The following is a 17,533-nucleotide window of genomic DNA, read 5'->3' as shown; positions in this document are numbered from 1 at the left end:
CGATCCACGCTTCCTTCCCACGCTCGGTCGCCCTCACGCAGTTGCGCTTCACTTCGTTCGCTGTGATCAACTTACGGCGGGACTTCCACCCGCAGGAGTGCGCCCATGCTGGGCGCACATGAAAAAGCCGCTTCACAGCGGCTTCGGTTTGAGTCAGGTAACTGCTGCCTCCCCTTCAGGCAATAAATGCGGCTTGGGCTCCGTCCCGCGCCGGCCCGGGATCGCAGCCAACAGCTTTTGCGTGTAAGGATGCTTCGGCGCACGATACAGTTCATCGGCGTTGGCATACTCGACCATCTCACCGTGGTTCATCACCAGTACCTCATCAGAGATGTACTTCACCACGTTCAGGTCATGCGAGATGAACAGATAGCTCATGCCGTATTCATCCTGCAGCTCCTGTAACAGATTCAACACCTGAGCCTGCACCGATACATCCAACGCCGACACTGACTCATCGCAGACGAGTATCTCCGGCTTCATGGTCAGGCAACGCGCAATACTGATACGTTGGCGCTGACCACCCGAGAATTCATGCGGGTATTTATTGAAGGCACGCTCGTCCAACCCTACCCGCTTGAGCAACTGATAAGCATGGTCAGCGCGGTCACGATCCGACTCGTGGATACGATGTACGCGCATCGGTTCCAGCAAGATATCACCCACGGTAAAACGGGGGTTCAAACTTGCGTAGGGGTTTTGAAACACGATCTGCATCTGGCGCTTGTAGGGCATAAACTCCTTGTCCGACAGGGACATCAGGTTCTTACCACCGTACATTACCTCGCCGCCCTCGCAACTGTTCAAGCGCAGAATCGTCTTACCCAGCGTGGTCTTGCCCGACCCTGATTCGCCAACAATGCCCAGGGTCTTGCCACGAGCCAGCTTGAAGCTGACATCCTTTACCGCTACCACGTCCTTGTGCCCGAACATGCCTTGCTTCATGCGGAAGGTCTTTTTCAGATTCTTCACTTCCAACACGATGGCGTCGCTTGGATTCACACCACGTTGGCGCTCGCCCTTGGGCAACTCATGCTCGCGGCCGGACAAAAAGTCTTCCACCACCGGCAAGCGTATCGGCCGCTTGTCGATCGTTGGCCGGCATGCCAGCAACGCGCGGGTGTAGGCGTCTTTGGGTGCAGAAAATACCTGCTCGGCTGGCCCTTGCTCTTTGATCACTCCCTGATGCATGACCACCACGTGGTCTGCAATCTCGCGAACCAACTCCAAATCATGCGTAATGAACAGGATACTCATGCCATGGGTGGCTTTGAGCTTCATCAAGAGTTCGATGATCTGCTTTTGAATGGTGACATCCAACGCCGTAGTGGGTTCGTCAGCAATCAACAGCTTGGGCTCACAGGCAATCGCCATCGCGATCATCACCCGCTGTTGCTGGCCGCCGGACATCTCATGCGGATAGCTAGTGATACGGTTTTCAGGGTCGGGGACACCGACTTCGCGTAGCAGCTCGATGGCCCGCTTACGCGCTTGCACCTTGTTCATCGGCTTATGCAGGCGCAAGACTTCCACAATCTGGTCACCCACCTGGTAGACCGGGTTCAAAGACGTCATCGAATCCTGGAAGATCATCGATATCTGCTTGCCGCACAACGCACGCCGCTGCTTCTCGGTCTGTTTGAGCAGGTCTACGCCCTCAAACACCAAGCCACTGTCGGGCGCGATTTCGGTGTTGGCGCGCGGCAGCAAGTCCATGATGGCCATGGCTGACACGGATTTGCCCGATCCCGACTCACCCACCAAAGCAACCGTACTGTTCTTGGGGATAACGTAATTGACGCTTTTGAGCGCCTGAAACATCTCGTGTTTACCTACGCGAAACGCCACGCGCAGATTTTTGATTTCAAGCAGGTTTTCTTGAGTCATGGTCCTATCCTCGATCAGCGGCGGCTTGCCTTGGGGTCAAGTGCATCACGCAGCTGGTCGGTGAACAGACCAAATGCGACCACAAACAACGACATCACGGTTGCGACCGTCGCCAATTGCCACCACTTGCCCAGCACGAGCTCGGGCATGACTTCATTGATCATAATGCCCCAGGAAATCGCCTCGACCGGCACACCGAAACCCAGGAAAGACAAAATCACTTCCGCCTTGATGAAGTTCACGACGTCTTGCGAAAGCTGTACCAAAATCAGATGCGACACATTGGGCAGAATATGCAGAAACATCTTGCGTGCGTCGCTTGCGCCGATGGCACTGGCTGCCAGCACATAGTCACGGCTACGCTGTTTGATGTATTCAGAACGAATCAACCGGTAAGTCCCCGTCCAACCGGTAAAACCGAGCACCAGAATAACGGTATGCACACCGCCACCGAGCACCGACGCAAACGCCAGTACCAGGAGGATATAGGGCATGGAAGTAAATACGCTGTACAGCCATTCCAACGCATCACCCAGCCTGCCGCCGAAATAACCGCCTACGGCACCGAATACCGTGCCAATGGCAACCGATAGCAAGGCGGCCAACAAACCTACCGTGATAGAGGTCTGCGCAGCCTTGATGACTTTGCTGCCAATATCCCGGCCAACTTTATCCGCACCCAAGGGCAAGGTGTCGGCCAGTACCACGGCTTCTTGCTGATAGGCTTTGGCAGCCGCCGTCAGTTCGGCTTCGAATGGCGTCAATGGGTCTAGAGCGCGTGCTTCGGCATCCGGCGCGATAACTTCGACCTTGAATCCATGTGAATCCTGCTGTTGCTTACCCACCATCGTCGGCGCGGCCCACGAAACGGCCACCTGCTTGTTCCAGTCCTTGGCCAGCCAGCCCATCGTGCTCGCCAAAGCAAGCACGAAATACACTGCCAGGATAAACAAGCAACCACGCGCCAACTTGTCTGCCCAGAGCCGCTTGCCGGCGGCGCGCCAGAAGCCAGGAGAAACTTTTTCTGTCATTGTAGTCATCGCTGTCTTCTCACTTCAGTTCAACGCGCGGATCGAGCGCTTTGTACAAGAGGTCAACCACCAGGTTGATCACCATCGTCAAAATCACAATCGAGATCGTGATTGCCTTGATGACAGGGAAATCACTGCGCATGACGGACTCGACGATCTCCTGCCCCAAACCGGGAATAGAAAACACCTTTTCAATGAGGAAGGAACCCACAAACAGCTGTGGCACCTGCATCGCCATATAGGTTGCGATAGGAATCGTGGCGTTCCGAAGGACGTGTACAAACATGACCCGATGCTCGCCGGCTCCCTTGGCGCGGGCAGTACGGGTGTAGTCCTGGTTGGTCTCTTCCACGATGAAAGAACGGTAGAGGCGCAGGCTTGGCGCGACCGACACGGCCAGCAGCAACATCACCGGCAGCGGCGCATAGCGGACGACATTCGTCACGAAGCTGTCACTCCAACCCAGCACCGGGAACAAGTCCAATTTGAAACCCAGGACATACTGGCCGACGACCACATATAACAACAACGAGATCGACATGGCCGCAGTACAGATGCCCATGATGGCGCGGTCTGTCAGCGAACCACGCCGATACGCCACCGCCATGGCCAGCGATACCGCAATCAGTGCATCCAGCAACCACACCTGCAACATGATGGTCATGCTGACCGGTGCGCGATGGGCAATCAGCTGTGACACCGGCTCATTGGTACTCCAACTGTTACCAAAATCAAAGGTAATGACCTGCTTGAAGAACAACCAAAGCTGTATCCACCAAGGTTGGTCCAATCCCAATGAAGCACGGATAGCAGCAATCTTTTCCGGGTCTTGAATCTTGCCGACGAGAATATTGGCGGGGTCACCACCAAAAAGGTTGAACAACACAAAGAGCAGCAGGATAGCCCCGATTACGGTTGGGACCATCTGCAAAACACGGCGAATAATGAAGGCGAGCATGGTGCCTAACCCCCAACTGCTGGCGCGTGGCCGGTGATTTCACGAAAGAAGGCATCCGAGCTCGGTTCGCGCCCGAGGAACTTACGCACCAGATCCATTTCTGGCACCTGCGAGCCATTCTCCAATACCGTCTTGCGGAATCGCATGCCAACCTCGGGGTCCATCACATTGCTGCCAAAAGCGGAACGCATATCCAGCGCCAACACTTCGGACCACATATACCCGTAATAACCCGCGGCATAGCCCCCCACAATGTGGCCGAACGCGCCAGGGAATTCCGTACCCTTCACATAGCCCAGCGCCGTCGCGCCTTCCATTCGTTGCCACAGCGCCTGCGGCTTTTGTGGAATCGGTCCGGCCAGCGCCATGTCGTAAGCGGCATATAGCCACTGCCGGGCATATTTGGTGCCTTGGCCGAATAGGCGAGCGGCATTCATCTTCTCGATCAATTTCATATCGATAGGCTGGCAGCTTGGGCAGACTTCATTCCACAAGGCTAACGAAGCGGGATTGCGCGCCCACTCTTCATACATCTGCGAGGGTGCTTCGACGAAATCGCGCTTGGTGTTGGTGCCGGCATTAAGGCCGTAACGGGTACGGCTCAGCACCCCATGCATAATGTGGCCGAATTCGTGGAAGAGGGTTTCCAATTCGTCCTGATCAAAGCCCTTACGATTGAAGTTGGTCACCAACACGGAGGCCGGCGTAGTGCCCGTCAATACGCTGGCCTGACGTACCGAGAAAGCCGCGGCATGCTTGTATTTGCCATCACGCGGATATAGGTCCATATAGAAACTGGACAGGTACTCACCACTGGCCTTGTCGAAAACATCGTAGCCCTTCACATCCTCATGCCAGACTGGCAGCTTGGCGTTGGGGCGAAACTCTACGTCATAGAGACGGCTGGTCACCGCCATCATCCATTCCACGGTCTGTGCCGAAGGAAATTGAGCGCGCACCATTTCCTGATCGACCTGGAATTTGGCTTTTTGCAAGCGGCGCTCGTAGAACATCTGGTCCCAGCGCTCCAGCTTGGCTTTAGGGTCTCCGGTAAAAGCGGCTTTCTCAGCCGTCAATTCGGCCAGCTCATGCTTTTCCACCGAACCCACCTGGTCCTTCACCTTGGCGAGGAAATCGAGCACCACTTCCGGCTTACCCACCATATTGTTGCGGGTAGCCCAGGCCGCATAGGACGGATAACCCAGCAAAGAAGCCAATTGCTTCCGGATTTGCACCACTTCTTGCAGGATGGCGAGATTCTTGTTACCGCCACGACGGGTGTAGGCGTACTGCAAACGCTGGCGGGTCTCACCGCTCTCGGCGCCTTCAATTACCGGCAGGTACTCCGGGTAATCAAATCCAACCAGATAGTTACCCTTGCTGTCGCGCTTGAAGCTGGCCAATGCATCGGTAGACACACCCTGGAGTTGCTCGGCAGTGAAACTCAGCTTTTGCTTGTTCTCACGCACGTTCCGGGCAAAGTCCTGTTGCAGCTTATCCAATCGGCTGAACAATTTGGCGGCCTGCTTGCGCTTTGCTTCCGGTAGATTGACGCCCTTGTCTTCGAACTCGGCCAATACTGCTTTCAGCGTTTCGGCGTCAATCGTATCGGCGGGCTTAATCGCCTTGAAGCGTGCATAGAGCGCACTGCTTTGCATAATACGATTGGTTTCAGCAGAGGCTTTCAGTTCGCAGGCTTCTTCAGCTTGGCGAACCTTTTCATCTGGGTGGACATTGGCAATCAGCCCCCCACCCCAATTGAACTCAGCAAACGCCGTCATGGTCTGGTTCCAAGGCGCCAGCACAGTAATAACACTGGCCTCGCTAAGTGGGAGCTTTTCCAACGCCGTGACATCAGCATTCAATTTGGCAATGGCTTGCGTGCACAAAGTCGGTACATCGGCGGCAGCAGAAATACGAATTTCGCCACGCTCACCAGCCCACGCTGCGCTTGATAAGGCAGCCAGGACAAGCAAAGTAAGCTTTTTCACAAGGGATCTCCGGAAAATTATGCGGGGAAGTCAGATCAGCGGCCAGTCATGCTGCGACGCATCGACTGGTCATAGTCGTAGTACTGCCAGTACTCTTTGCTGCTGGGATGCGGCCGATAGCCAATCATCCAAGGCTGGGCAATATGCGAAAACAAGGCGTGATTGGTCAGAATCCACGGTGCTTGCGCCGCTACGATCTTGCTCATCCGGATCAACTTCGCATTGCGCTCGGCGCTAGGAGGCATGGAAGCAATCTGCTCGTATAGCTGATCGAATTCCTTGTTCTTGAAGCGCGCTTCATTTACCGGTCCGGCATTCGGGCCATACAGCAATTGCATGAAGTTTTCGGCGTCGGGGTAGTCGAGGTTCCAACCACCAAAACTCATCATGTACTGGCCTGCCTGGCGCTGCTTGACGAGGTCTGAGAAGGTCTTCTTGTCCATCTTCAGGCGAATGCCTAGCGAGCCCATCATCTTCTGCAGCATCTCGTCGTAATCACGTGTATCGCGGTTACTCTGGTCAAGATAGGTGATCAGCAACGGCTGGCACCCTGGTGCTTCGCGGAAGCCATCGTTATCGCAGTCCTTGTAACCGTACTTATCGAGGATGGCATTACCGTAGGCAGGGTCCAGGCGATAGAAGCTGTTGCGGTAGCTGGCATCGTAGCCTTCAACTTCGGGGCCAATGGGCGTCTGAGCGGGCATGGCTTGCCCCTGCTTGACGATATTGGCCTCCCATTGTTGGTCGTAGGCATAGGAAATCGCCCGACGCAGACCGATCTTCTCAGGTGTGTAACCGCCGACAACCGGGTCATCCATATTGAACATATGCCAATAGGTGTTCCCCTGGGACTCGCGATAGAACTGTAACTTGCGATCCTGGTACTTCTGCAGCAGCACCCCATCTGGCGCTACCATGCGGGCATAGGCCGTACCCATTTCCTGCATCACATCCAACTGCTTGCTATCGAATGCCAACCAAGCAGCCTGCGGGACTTCAATCACACGAATATCAATCACACCAATACGCGGAAACGTCTTGCCTGCCAGTTGCGCAGCAATCGGTTCATCGACCTTGGCGCCTGCTGGCGGGGTATAGGTAATGCCGCGGAAGTTGGGATTGGCTTCCAGCACAATGTGATTACGACGTTGCCATTCACGTAAACGGTAAGGACCAGTACCAACAGGATGGCCATCGAAGTCATCACCGTAAGCCTCAACCGCTTCTCGCGGCACCGCCCCCGTGGCAGGCGAACCCATCATCTGCGGAATCAGGTAATCAGGCCGCGTCAGATTGACCTGGAAGGTATACCGATCAACCGCCTTGAAACCCTCGATCGGCTTGTCGTAGTTGAACTTGCCGGTGCGTTTTGCTTCGGCAATTTTTTCGTCCAGACCAATAATCTTGCCCTTGAACAGGAAATCCCACGGCGCACCACGGTTATTCTGGTCTACCAGCCGCTGCAACGAATACACATAGTCTTGCGCTACCAGTTCCCGCTTCCTGCCCTTAAACACCGCGTCGTCCGAGAAATAAATGCCCGGCCGAATCTTGAAGGTATAGCGGCGGCCCCCTTCGCTCACCTCCGGCATGGCTTCGGCAGCCCCCGGCACCAGCATCTGCGGCCGCGCCAGATAGTCATAACCGAGCAGGGTCTCGTAGATGGATTTGAAGATTTCCACCGACCCGGTGTCGGAATACTTTGCTGGGTCGAAACCCGTTTCCGTACCACGTAGATAGGCGTAGAGGATTTTGTTCATATCCGCTACCTGCGCATTAGCAGGGCTAAAGGCAGCGGCAACAAGACAGACGAGGCTCGCAAACGTAGCAAATTTCATGATCTTGATTTGCACCGAAAACAACGTTGATTAAATCGTAGCCATCCCCTGCCCTGGGTCTTCATGCGAGTAGCAAGAAACCAGGCAGGTATGGCGGCGACAAGGGCACGACCATATACATGGGACAAAAAAAAGCGACGACATGCCAATGCGTGCCGCCGCTTTTGATCCGCTGCTACCTACTCCACCAAGCCGAACTTGGTGACACCGGTACGCTGCGCAGCCGCCATTACCGTAGCGACCGCCCGGTAAGGCGTCCCCTTACGCGGCTTTACATGTACTTCGGGTTGATTGGGTTCGGACGCGTACTGGCGGAAAATCCCCTCCAACGCCTCCTTGCCAGTTATCACCGCACCATCGACATAGACCAAACCCGCCTCGTCGATATCCACCTTATGCACCACTGGTTCCGTCAGCGGCGGCGGCGGGTTGCCCGCTGGATTGTCCGTCTCAATCGAATGCAACTGAACCGGAATGGTGATGATCAACATGATCAGCAACACCAACATCACGTCGATCAACGGCGTGGTGTTCATTTCCGCCATTACTTCCGGTTCACCCGAACTGCTACCAGAGCCAATATTCATGCCCATGGCACACCTCTCAATTTGTCATGCCGGTCAAATCAACCGCGCGGTGGCGGCTCGACGATAAAGCCTACCTTCTGGATTGCCGCCCGCTTGCACGCACGGACCACCCATTGTATCGACTCATAATTCGCATCCATGTCCCCACGGATCTGGATCTTGGGCTGAGGCACCTTTTGCGAAACATCTTCGATCAAACGTGCAGTCAATGCCTTTTCGTCGGCAATCGCCGATTGATTCCAATAAACGATGCCGGCCTTATCGATCGACAGATTGACGTTGATGGGCGTGGTTTCATTTGGCTTGTTTGTTTCAACAGGCAATTTGACCGGCACGATATGCGCAGCGACCGGGATCGTGATCAGAAAGATGATCAGCAGAACCAGCATCACGTCCACGAGCGGTGTGGTATTGATCGCCGATACCACATCGTCGTCGCCGCCGGACTCACTTCCGACGTTCATTCCCATGGTTTAGCCCCGCTTAGTGGCCTGCGAGCCACCCAGCACAACGCTGTGCAGATCAGCACCGAAGGCACGTACTTGCTCCATGCCCGACTTGTTACGACGAACCAGCCAGTTGTAACCTAGTACGGCAGGCACAGCCACCGCCAGACCAATCGCCGTCATGATCAGCGACTCGCCCACAGGGCCCGCTACCTTGTCGATGGAAGCCTGACCGGACATACCGATTGACACCAACGCGTGGTAAATACCCCAAACTGTGCCGAACAGACCAATAAACGGTGCCGTTGAGCCCACTGTGGCCAGGAAAGCCAGACCATCTTGCAAACGGTTCTGCACGTTTTCCATGGCGCGCTGGATGGACATGGTCACCCAGGTATTACGGTCAATCTGCTCCAGCAATGCCCCTTCATGGTGCTCGCTGGCGTTGACGGCGCTTTCTGCGATGTAGCGGAAGGCGCTGCCATCTTGCAGGGTTTCAACGCCTGACTTGACGGAACCCGCACCCCAGAAGGATTCACGTGCAGCACGTGCTTGACGCATCAACTTGCTTTGTTCCCACAGCTTGGTGACCAGGATGTACCAAGTACCCATGGACATGATGATCATGATGATCAGCGTACCCTTGGCCACAAAGTCGCCCTGTTGCCAGAGTGCATCCAGACCATATGGGTTATCAACCGCGATTTTGGTTTCGGCTGGTGAAGCAGGCACTGCAGGTGTAGCTGGTGGTGTGGCTACCGGCGCCGCCTCAATGGCAACGGTAGCGGCTTGTGCAGCTTCATCAGCATGCACCAGCGGTGAAACAAACAGGGTTGCTACCGGAGCAGCAATGAGGGTAATAGCCGCGACGACAGCGGACAAACGATTTGCTACAGACATGATCCTTCCAGCTCCTTAGCTAGGTTGGCTCGATAAAGCCGACGATGAGTATAAGCCCAAGCCGAGGCATCCACTGACGGATACCCAGCCTGAAAACATTAGTCTTGCAGTTTGAACGAGAATGGCACCAACACCTGCACTTCATGCCCAGGCGGGGTCGAACACTTGAAGCGGCGAACCGCATTTCGCGCCAAAGCGGCAACTGCAGAATTCGTAGATGACTTGATCGATACCGTACCTATCTCACAAGCGGCCCCAACCGTCATCAGCAGGGTGACTTCCGCAGTTTGAATTTGTTCCTTGTCTGCGACCACTGAAAACTTATCACTCAACCCCTCAGCAACCTCTGAGTAGTTGGAGAACACAGCACGTGCACTCACAGGAGCGGGCGGTGCCACTGGCACTGGTGGCGCAGGCGGCTGCGGCGGCACTTCCGGCGGGGCTTCATGGCTCACCGCCGTCGGCGCATTGGTGGGCGCTACCGGCGCCTGCACTACAACCTCAGGCGGCGGCACATACGCCGGCGGTGGCGGCGGAAGTTTTACCTCGGGCGGGAGGGGTATCGGCTTCTCCTCCGGAGGTGGTGGTGGAGGCTCATCAATCAACTTGGTTTCGAGCGGCTTTTGGATTACCTCAACCACCTTACGCGCCAAACCATTGACCAATGCATAAATAACGAATAAATGCAGAAGAACCACAAAACCGATACCAAGCAAATGCTTCATCGGTTTCCTCTGCTGCTGCGCAAAATCCATGTTTTACCCTCTACACCTGCCGATGGTAAGGCAGGATTAAGCAATATTCACAAATGGGCGGATAACGCCGCACTTGCCATTCAAAATCAAACGGAACGTGTTGCAGGAAACCAAAGCCTGACCAACACAACGTCGACTTCTACCTTGCAAAGACACCGCCAGGCCAAATAAAACAACAAGGGCCACGATGATGCCCAGAGGATCGACTTCTGCGACAACCACACCAAACCAAGCTGTAGTGAACACAGGTCAACCGCAGAAAACCTAAGCACTACCCTTGCCGGCAGCAATGCATGCCAAGCAAAAATTCAAGGAAATACAGGGAGCGAGGATACCAAGAAATAGGGGAAATGCCGCGGCAAAAATCATACAGCGTTAGCTTATTCGCTTATTTGCAACACACAGATCAGACGTAACAAAGGCCACGCAAGTGGTCTTTACTATTTACTCATTAACTCGGATCGAAATGGTCTCAAACGCTTGCCTTTCATAGGTCATAGGCTTGCTGCCAACCACAAGAGGCTACAGCAACAAGCAGCGGAACCTATGCACCTGCCAACACATCAGCACACAACTCATATGCACTAGACGCAACAAAGGCCACATAAAGTGGCCTTTGTCATTTAATGCTTGGCGCGCCCGAAGAGATTCGAACTCCTGACCCCTTGGTTCGTAGCCAAGTACTCTATCCAGCTGAGCTACGGGCGCTGATTTTTGCTAAGTGACTTCAAAGTGGCGCGCCCGAAGAGATTCGAACTCCTGACCCCTTGGTTCGTAGCCAAGTACTCTATCCAGCTGAGCTACGGGCGCACTTTGAAACAACTAAAACGGCTCTTGGCGGAGAAGGAGGGATTCGAACCCTCGATACAGGTTTATGCCCGTATGCTCCCTTAGCAGGGGAGTGCCTTCGACCACTCGGCCACTTCTCCGTCTCAAGAGGACGCGAACTATAAAGAAGTCCGCCCTCCCCGTCAAGCATCAATTCTCTTGATCTAATCCAAATGCCTTGTGAAGCACGCGAACTGCCAATTCCAGATACTTCTCATCCAGCACTACCGAGATTTTGATCTCGGAAGTTGAAATCATCTGAATGTTGATTCCCTCCTCCGCCAAGGTGCGAAACATGGCGGAAGCAATACCGACATGCGAACGCATACCGACGCCCACAACCGACACCTTGCAGATCTTATCGTCGCCAGAAATATTCTTCGCTCCGATATGCCCTTGTACGCCTTCCAGAATACCCAGCGCCGCGTGATAGTCATTGCGGGGCACGGTGAAGGAGAAATCGGTATGCCCTTCTACGCCGACATTCTGGATGATCATATCGACATCGATATTGGCATCCGCCACCGGGCCCAATATCTGATACGCAATACCCGGCTTGTCGGGCACGCCCGTGACATTGATGCGCGCCTCGTCACGATTAAAGGCTATGCCGGAGATGATGGCCTTTTCCATATTGTCTTCTTCCTCGAATGTAATCAGGGTGCCATCACCTTCCTCCTGGAAGCTCGACAACACGCGCAACTTGACCTTGTATTTGCCGGCAAATTCCACCGAACGTATCTGCAAAACCTTTGAGCCCAGACTCGCCATTTCGAGCATTTCCTCGAAAGTGACCGTTTTCAAGCGACGCGCTTCAGGCACGACACGCGGGTCAGTGGTGTAGACACCATCAACGTCGGTATAGATCTGGCACTCATCCGCACGCAATGCCGCGGCCAAGGCCACGCCTGTGGTATCCGATCCGCCACGGCCCAGGGTGGTGATGTTTCCATCTGAGTCCACCCCTTGGAAACCCGCCACCACCACCACGCAGCCCGCTTTCAAGTCTGCACGCATCGCCACATCATCAATGTGCTGGATACGCGCCTTGGTATGGGCGTTGTCGGTCAGTATTTTCACCTGGCTGCCGGTGTAACTGCGTGCATCAAGGCCAATGTCTTTTAGCGCCATTGCAAGCAGGCCAATCGTGACCTGCTCACCAGTCGAGACAATGACATCAAGCTCACGTGGGTCGGGCTTGGCCTGAACTTCTTTCGCCAATGCGATAAGTCGATTGGTCTCACCACTCATGGCAGATACGACCACCACAATATCGTGGCCCTGAGCCTTGTAGCGCGCAACGCGACGGGCAACATTCTTGATTCGCTCCGGCGAACCCATCGATGTCCCGCCATATTTTTGGACGATCAGTGCCATGCACTTCCCTCTGGCATATGGAGATAAAGAAACAGAATCTAATAGAAAGCGCCCTGTAAAAACAAGGCGCGGGCAAATGTTTGGCTGTAAATATTCAAGCGGCAGTGCAAGCACTACACGCTATGGTCTTTACTCATCACGCTTAGCAGACTGCGCCGCACGACGACGTTTGATATAGCCGAACAATAGAATGAGGCCAATCAGGGCAATCGCAATCAAGATACCGACTTGACCCCGGCGAATCCAGGTAAGTAACCATTCCCGGTTGGATGCGCCGAAATAGCCCAGATACACCCAGGCCGGTACGCTGATCAACGCAGCAAGGCCATCCAACATCAGGAAGCGCCAAAACGGCACCCTGCGCGTCATACCGGCAGTCAAGAAAATAGCGGATCGTAACCCCGGCAAGAACCGGGCAATAAACATCAACCGGTTACCATAACGTGCAAACTTATCTTGGACGGCGCAATAACGGGCCGGTGTAAGTAACTTGGACACAAAGCGCCAGGCAAGCACCTTCTCGCCGAACAAACGCCCGATTGTGAACATGGCTGAATCGCCGATGAGTACACCCGCCATGCACACCAGAAACATCAAGTGCACATCAGCATAACCCAAACCGGCAATCACACCGCCCGCCACCAGGCTGACATCTTCAGGGATAGGCACGCCAAAACCGCAGATAAGCAATACGGTAAAGACAGCAATGTAGCCGTAGTTCTCAAACAGGCTCAAAAGGATGACCAGGAAATCCATCAGCCGCTTGCTATTAAGAATGGGGTCGCCATATTAGCACAGGGTTTTTCACCCTCCGCTGATGAGATCACCAATTCATCCGGGATAAAGGCGTAGGTTCGCTGGGGCACAATCCATTAGATACATAGGCCCGCATTAGTTCAGGCAGTGCATTTTTCAAGGTATCTCCCAAATTGTCATGGCCACACCCGCGTTGATAGTACGGCACAGTGTACGGCTATTCCTTTATAGGCCCTTGAACCTGTTTATGGTGTGTTACGAGCAGGTGTCAGCAAGGTCAAGCGCCACGCATAAGCCCTGATCATGGCTGCGCAGTAAGGAACCTGTCTAAAGTCTCCCGAGCTAGGGCAAGATAATGCGAAAACAGCCGAGGAAGCGGCGTTACAAGTGGTAAATGCGCATTCCGAGGATGTTTTCACGCCGTATTGCTGACGCTCAGCAGACTGTAGACAGGTTCTAAAATCGTAAACAGGTTCCTAGTGCTTACCCGTGCTGCCAAACCCGCCCTCACCGCGGTCACTTTGCTCGAACGTGTCGACCACATTGAAGCCCAACTGCAATACCGGCACCACAACCAGCTGCGCAATCCGTTCCAGCGGTTGGATGAGAAACGCCCCGCTTCCCCTGTTCCAAACCGACACGAAGATCTGCCCTTGGTAGTCCGAGTCAATCAGACCCACCAGGTTACCCAATACGATGCCATGTTTATGGCCCAATCCTGAACGCGGCAGAATCATCGCGGCAATGCCCGGGTCCGCCAAATGCATGGCAATACCTGTCGGAATAAGGGCGGTAGCCCCAGGAACCAACGAAAGTGGTGCTTCCAGGCAGGCGCGCAAATCCAAACCTGCCGAACCGGTGGTTGCATAACCCGGCGGCTGTTCCTTCAGGCGTCCATCAAGAATACGGATATCTATTTTTTTCATGGCTTAGGGTGGTACTCACGATAAAGTTTAGCGGTGTGCTGAATGATGGCGCGGGCTATATCCAACTTGGCCGCCCGCTGTAATTTGTGCTGACCATGGTCGTCGAGCAGATAAACCTCGTTGTCATCAGCTCCAATAGCCGACTGCACTTGGTTAGCAACCAAGAGCGGGAGTTTCTTTCGTCGGCGCTTTTGTTCACCATATTCCAGCAGGTTCTCGCTTTCTGCGGCAAAACCTATGCAGAAAGGCGGCTCTGCCAGCCCGGCCACATTGGCCAGGATATCCGGGTTGGGCGCCAACTCCAGTGTCAGAATGTGTGCATCCTTCTTTATTTTCTGCTCAGAGGGGTTCAACACATAGTAATCAGCTACAGCGGCAACGCTGATAAAGATATCGGTCTTGGGTACTTCGGCATTTACTGCGGCAAGCATGTCCTGACTGCTCACCACATCGACACGGCGCACCCCCAGCGGGGTCGCCAAGTGCGTCGGGCCAGCAACCAAGGTTACGTCTGCCCCAGCTTCAACCGCCGCACGCGCCAGCGCAAAGCCCATCTTTCCCGAACTGCTATTGGTGATGCCACGCACGGCATCGATACGCTCAAACGTAGGGCCGGCGGTCAGCAACACCTTGATGCCCGTCATGAACTTGGGCTGAAACGAAGCGGCCACATATTCAAATAGCGCCTCTGGTTCCAACATTCGACCAAAACCTGTTTCACCGCAGGCTTGCTCTCCTACATCCGGCCCCAACACCACCACACCATCCTGGCGCAGCAAAGCGACATTACGTTGATTAGGCGGGTTCTCCCACATTTGCCGATTCATGGCAGGCGCCACCAACAGTGGGCAATCACGCGCCGTACACAATGTGGAAAGCAAATCGTTGGCTGCACCATGCGCTAGCTTGAACAAAAAATCTGCCGAGGCCGGGGCCACAAGAATCAGATCCGCTTCACGGCCCAGGTCGATATGGGCCATATGGTTGTCGATCCGGTTATCCCATAGATCGGTGAACACCTGCCGTCCCGACAGTGCTTGAAAAGTGGCGGGGGCAACAAAGTGCGTTGCAGCCTCGCTCATTACAACCTGTACATCGTAGCCAGCCTTGACGAATAACCGCGTCAACTCAGCCGATTTATAAGCAGCCACACCACCGGTTACGCCCAGCAGCACGCGTTTTGGGCGGCTCATTGCTTCGCCTCAGACATGAAAATTCCTTTGCAAATGGGTACTCGCCGTCGAAAGTGTAAAGCATTGCCCCCTAGCCTCCCAAACACCATGCCCATTACAGATTGGCCTGCCGACGAGCGTCCGCGTGAGAAGTTGCTTGCGCGCGGTGCTACCAGCCTTTCCGACGCCGAACTCCTTGCGATCTTTCTACGCGTTGGGTTGCCTGGCAAAAGCGCGGTGGATCTTGCACGCGAACTGCTACATCGCTTTGGCTCGCTGACCCAGCTATTCAACGCCACCCAGGCGGATTTCACCCAAATAGCCGGCATGGGCAATGCCAAGTTCGCCCAACTCCAAGCCGTATTGGAAATGAGCCGGCGCGCACTACAGGAAGCATTACGCCAACCCACTGCGCTGAATCAGCCCGCCGACGTCCGCAACTATTTGCGCTTGTGGCTGGGTGGTGAAACACGGGAAACCTTTGGCGTGCTCTTCCTAGACACACAGCACCGCTTGCTGGCAGCGGAAGTACTCTTTCGCGGCACACTCAATCATGCAGAAGTTCATCCACGCGAACTTGCCCGCAGAGCCCTTGCCCTCAATGCAGCCGCCCTGATCGTGGCGCACAACCACCCTTCCGGCATGGCCGAACCCAGCGCCGCCGATATCTCCCTGACGACTCATCTCAGTCGCGCCCTGGCACTGATCGACATACGCCTGCTCGATCATTTCGTCGTCACGCCCAGCGAAGCCTTATCACTTGCCGAGCGAGGCCATCTGTCGCAGTAACAACAGATACGCAATCAGCATCATCAAGTTGATTCTGCCTGCGCCGATATATGCCCTATAAGGCCATGACAGGTGGCTAGGAGAAGAACATGAAAATCCAGCAATCCCAGGTCCAACTGGCCGGGCAGCATTCGGCTGCGCGCGAACTCAACATCCAAGAGAAAGTACGCATCGAAGCGCGACCCGCACCACCCAGAGAGACCGTAGCGCTCTCGGCCGAAGCACTCGCCGCCCAACAACACGACAGCCTACTTAACTTACGTACCCAGCTACTCAACCATCCGCTCTGGAAACTGATTCAGGAACTGATTAAAAAACTGACCGGGCGAGAAATAGACATCGACGAGATCATACCCGTTGGTGATCAGATAACCGCCATCAGCAGCCCTCCTGCAGCCTCCCTGCCCGCGCAAACTGTCCCTCCAGCGATCACCTGGCAGATCGACTATCAGTACCGAGAAGAACGCCGCGAGACCGAAGCGTCGCACTTTCAAGCAAATGGCGAAGTGATAAGCGAAGATGGTCGCCAATTCAAGTTCAGTACAGCAATCAACCTATATCGGGAATTCAGCGAAACCACGGAAATCCGCTTCAACACCGACAAACCCACGGTCAAACAAGACCCTTTGGTGCTTAACTACAATGCACAGTCAGCCACACTTACCCAGAATAAATTCAAATTCGACCTGAATATCGATGGCACGCAAGACGATATTTCCTTTGTGGCGGAAGGCAGCGGCTTCCTCGCATTCGACAAGAGTGGCGATGGCAAGATCAATGACGGCCAGGAGCTTTTTGGCGCCCAAAGCGGGAATGGCTTTACTGATCTGGCCCGTTACGACAATGATGGCAATGGCTGGATTGACGAGGCCGATTCCGTATGGGGAAAGCTGTCCCTGTGGATACGAGACGCCACAGGGAAAGATAAGTTGCTCAATCTGGCTGACTTGGGCATAGGCGCATTACACCTAGGGTATACCGATACCGATTTTTCCCTCCGGGACGAAGCGAACCAGGAGCACGGTCAAATAAGACGCTCCAGCATATACTTGTCTGAAAATGGTCAAGTGGGCACATTACAACAGGTAGACTTGGTAACTTGAGGGCAAGTAAGCCAATGGCGGGGGTCACTTGCTGTACTCAGGTCCTCGCTTTACTTACTAACTGACTGATGTTACGCAGTAGCTGCGAGAAGCAGCTGTAACTGATCATAAGCCGCGCGGGAGGCGTTGATCAGTAACTTGCGGCAAAGTGCGAATGGGTTCTTCTGCGTCTTGATGCTCAGGCATTCA

Annotated in this window: 16 protein-coding genes and 3 tRNA genes; 3 read left to right on the top strand and 16 right to left on the bottom strand. The window is 54.5% G+C overall.

Annotation, left to right across the window (positions count from 1 at the left end; translation table 11 throughout):
• Positions 1–153 precede the first annotated feature (153 nt).
• From CSQ89_RS15240 to CSQ89_RS23630, 9 genes are all read right to left on the bottom strand, one after another.
• Positions 154–1,887: an ABC transporter ATP-binding protein gene (locus CSQ89_RS15240; protein ID WP_099406985.1), complete on the bottom strand. Its 1,734-nt coding sequence runs from the start codon at positions 1,885–1,887 to the stop codon at positions 154–156.
• Between the two features lie 14 nt (positions 1,888–1,901).
• Complete coding sequence (locus tag CSQ89_RS15235; protein WP_099406984.1) at positions 1,902–2,927, bottom strand: ABC transporter permease; 1,026 nt, start codon at positions 2,925–2,927, stop codon at positions 1,902–1,904.
• A 10-nt stretch (positions 2,928–2,937) separates the two neighbouring features.
• A complete protein-coding gene (locus CSQ89_RS15230) occupies positions 2,938–3,876 on the bottom strand; it encodes an ABC transporter permease (RefSeq protein WP_099406983.1) in 939 nt (312 codons plus the stop codon).
• Between the two features lie 5 nt (positions 3,877–3,881).
• Positions 3,882–5,867, bottom strand: a complete 1,986-nt coding sequence (locus CSQ89_RS15225; protein ID WP_099406982.1) for a M3 family metallopeptidase — start codon at positions 5,865–5,867, stop codon at positions 3,882–3,884.
• 35 nt (positions 5,868–5,902) lie between these two features.
• Positions 5,903–7,705: an ABC transporter substrate-binding protein gene (locus CSQ89_RS15220; RefSeq protein ID WP_099406981.1), complete on the bottom strand. Its 1,803-nt coding sequence runs from the start codon at positions 7,703–7,705 to the stop codon at positions 5,903–5,905.
• Positions 7,706–7,884: 179 nt separating this feature from the next.
• Positions 7,885–8,292: an ExbD/TolR family protein gene (locus CSQ89_RS15215; RefSeq protein ID WP_308418163.1), complete on the bottom strand. Its 408-nt coding sequence runs from the start codon at positions 8,290–8,292 to the stop codon at positions 7,885–7,887.
• A gap of 38 nt (positions 8,293–8,330) precedes the next feature.
• Positions 8,331–8,762, bottom strand: coding sequence for an ExbD/TolR family protein (locus tag CSQ89_RS15210; protein WP_099406979.1), 432 nt, complete (start codon positions 8,760–8,762; stop codon positions 8,331–8,333).
• A 3-nt stretch (positions 8,763–8,765) separates the two neighbouring features.
• Positions 8,766–9,638, bottom strand: coding sequence for a MotA/TolQ/ExbB proton channel family protein (locus tag CSQ89_RS15205; protein ID WP_099406978.1), 873 nt, complete (start codon positions 9,636–9,638; stop codon positions 8,766–8,768).
• A gap of 98 nt (positions 9,639–9,736) precedes the next feature.
• The gene (locus CSQ89_RS23630; protein ID WP_099406977.1) at positions 9,737–10,363 is read right to left on the bottom strand and encodes a hypothetical protein; all 627 of its coding nucleotides are present in this window, start codon (positions 10,361–10,363) and stop codon (positions 9,737–9,739) included.
• Here CSQ89_RS23630 and CSQ89_RS15195 point away from each other — a divergent pair.
• The gene (locus CSQ89_RS15195) at positions 10,355–10,564 is read left to right on the top strand and encodes a hypothetical protein (protein ID WP_099406976.1); all 210 of its coding nucleotides are present in this window, start codon (positions 10,355–10,357) and stop codon (positions 10,562–10,564) included. The two genes, CSQ89_RS23630 and CSQ89_RS15195, sit on opposite strands and share 9 nt — an antisense overlap.
• A 460-nt stretch (positions 10,565–11,024) precedes the next feature.
• Here CSQ89_RS15195 and CSQ89_RS15190 read toward each other — a convergent pair.
• The 7 genes from CSQ89_RS15190 to coaBC all read right to left on the bottom strand — a co-directional run bounded on the left by CSQ89_RS15190 (position 11,025) and on the right by coaBC (position 15,473).
• Positions 11,025–11,101 (bottom strand) — tRNA-Arg (locus tag CSQ89_RS15190).
• Positions 11,102–11,126: 25 nt separating this feature from the next.
• Positions 11,127–11,203 (bottom strand) — tRNA-Arg (locus CSQ89_RS15185).
• Positions 11,204–11,228: 25 nt separating this feature from the next.
• A tRNA-Ser gene (locus CSQ89_RS15180) sits at positions 11,229–11,322 on the bottom strand.
• Positions 11,323–11,371: 49 nt separating this feature from the next.
• Positions 11,372–12,598, bottom strand: coding sequence for an aspartate kinase (locus CSQ89_RS15175; protein WP_099406975.1), 1,227 nt, complete (start codon positions 12,596–12,598; stop codon positions 11,372–11,374).
• A gap of 129 nt (positions 12,599–12,727) precedes the next feature.
• The gene (locus CSQ89_RS15170) at positions 12,728–13,354 is read right to left on the bottom strand and encodes a DedA family protein (RefSeq protein ID WP_099406974.1); all 627 of its coding nucleotides are present in this window, start codon (positions 13,352–13,354) and stop codon (positions 12,728–12,730) included.
• A gap of 476 nt (positions 13,355–13,830) precedes the next feature.
• Positions 13,831–14,280, bottom strand: coding sequence for a dUTP diphosphatase (dut, locus tag CSQ89_RS15165; RefSeq protein WP_099406973.1), 450 nt, complete (start codon positions 14,278–14,280; stop codon positions 13,831–13,833).
• Positions 14,277–15,473: a bifunctional phosphopantothenoylcysteine decarboxylase/phosphopantothenate--cysteine ligase CoaBC gene (gene coaBC / locus CSQ89_RS15160; protein WP_099406972.1), complete on the bottom strand. Its 1,197-nt coding sequence runs from the start codon at positions 15,471–15,473 to the stop codon at positions 14,277–14,279. Before coaBC ends, dut begins: the two co-directional genes overlap by 4 nt.
• Before the next feature lie 87 nt (positions 15,474–15,560).
• On the opposite strand from coaBC, the gene radC reads away from it, so the two are divergent.
• On the top strand, positions 15,561–16,241 hold the full coding sequence (radC, locus tag CSQ89_RS15155) for a RadC family protein (RefSeq protein WP_099406971.1): 681 nt from the start codon (positions 15,561–15,563) through the stop codon (positions 16,239–16,241).
• A gap of 89 nt (positions 16,242–16,330) precedes the next feature.
• Positions 16,331–17,344 (top strand): hypothetical protein, encoded by a 1,014-nt coding sequence (locus CSQ89_RS15150; RefSeq protein ID WP_099406970.1) that lies wholly within the window; start codon positions 16,331–16,333, stop codon positions 17,342–17,344.
• Positions 17,345–17,533 lie beyond the last annotated feature (189 nt).

The sequence above is a fragment of the Chitinimonas sp. BJB300 genome (assembly GCF_002735695.1).
Taxonomy (GTDB): domain Bacteria; phylum Pseudomonadota; class Gammaproteobacteria; order Burkholderiales; family Chitinimonadaceae; genus Chitinimonas.
This window is presented reverse-complemented; position numbering and strand designations above follow the sequence as displayed.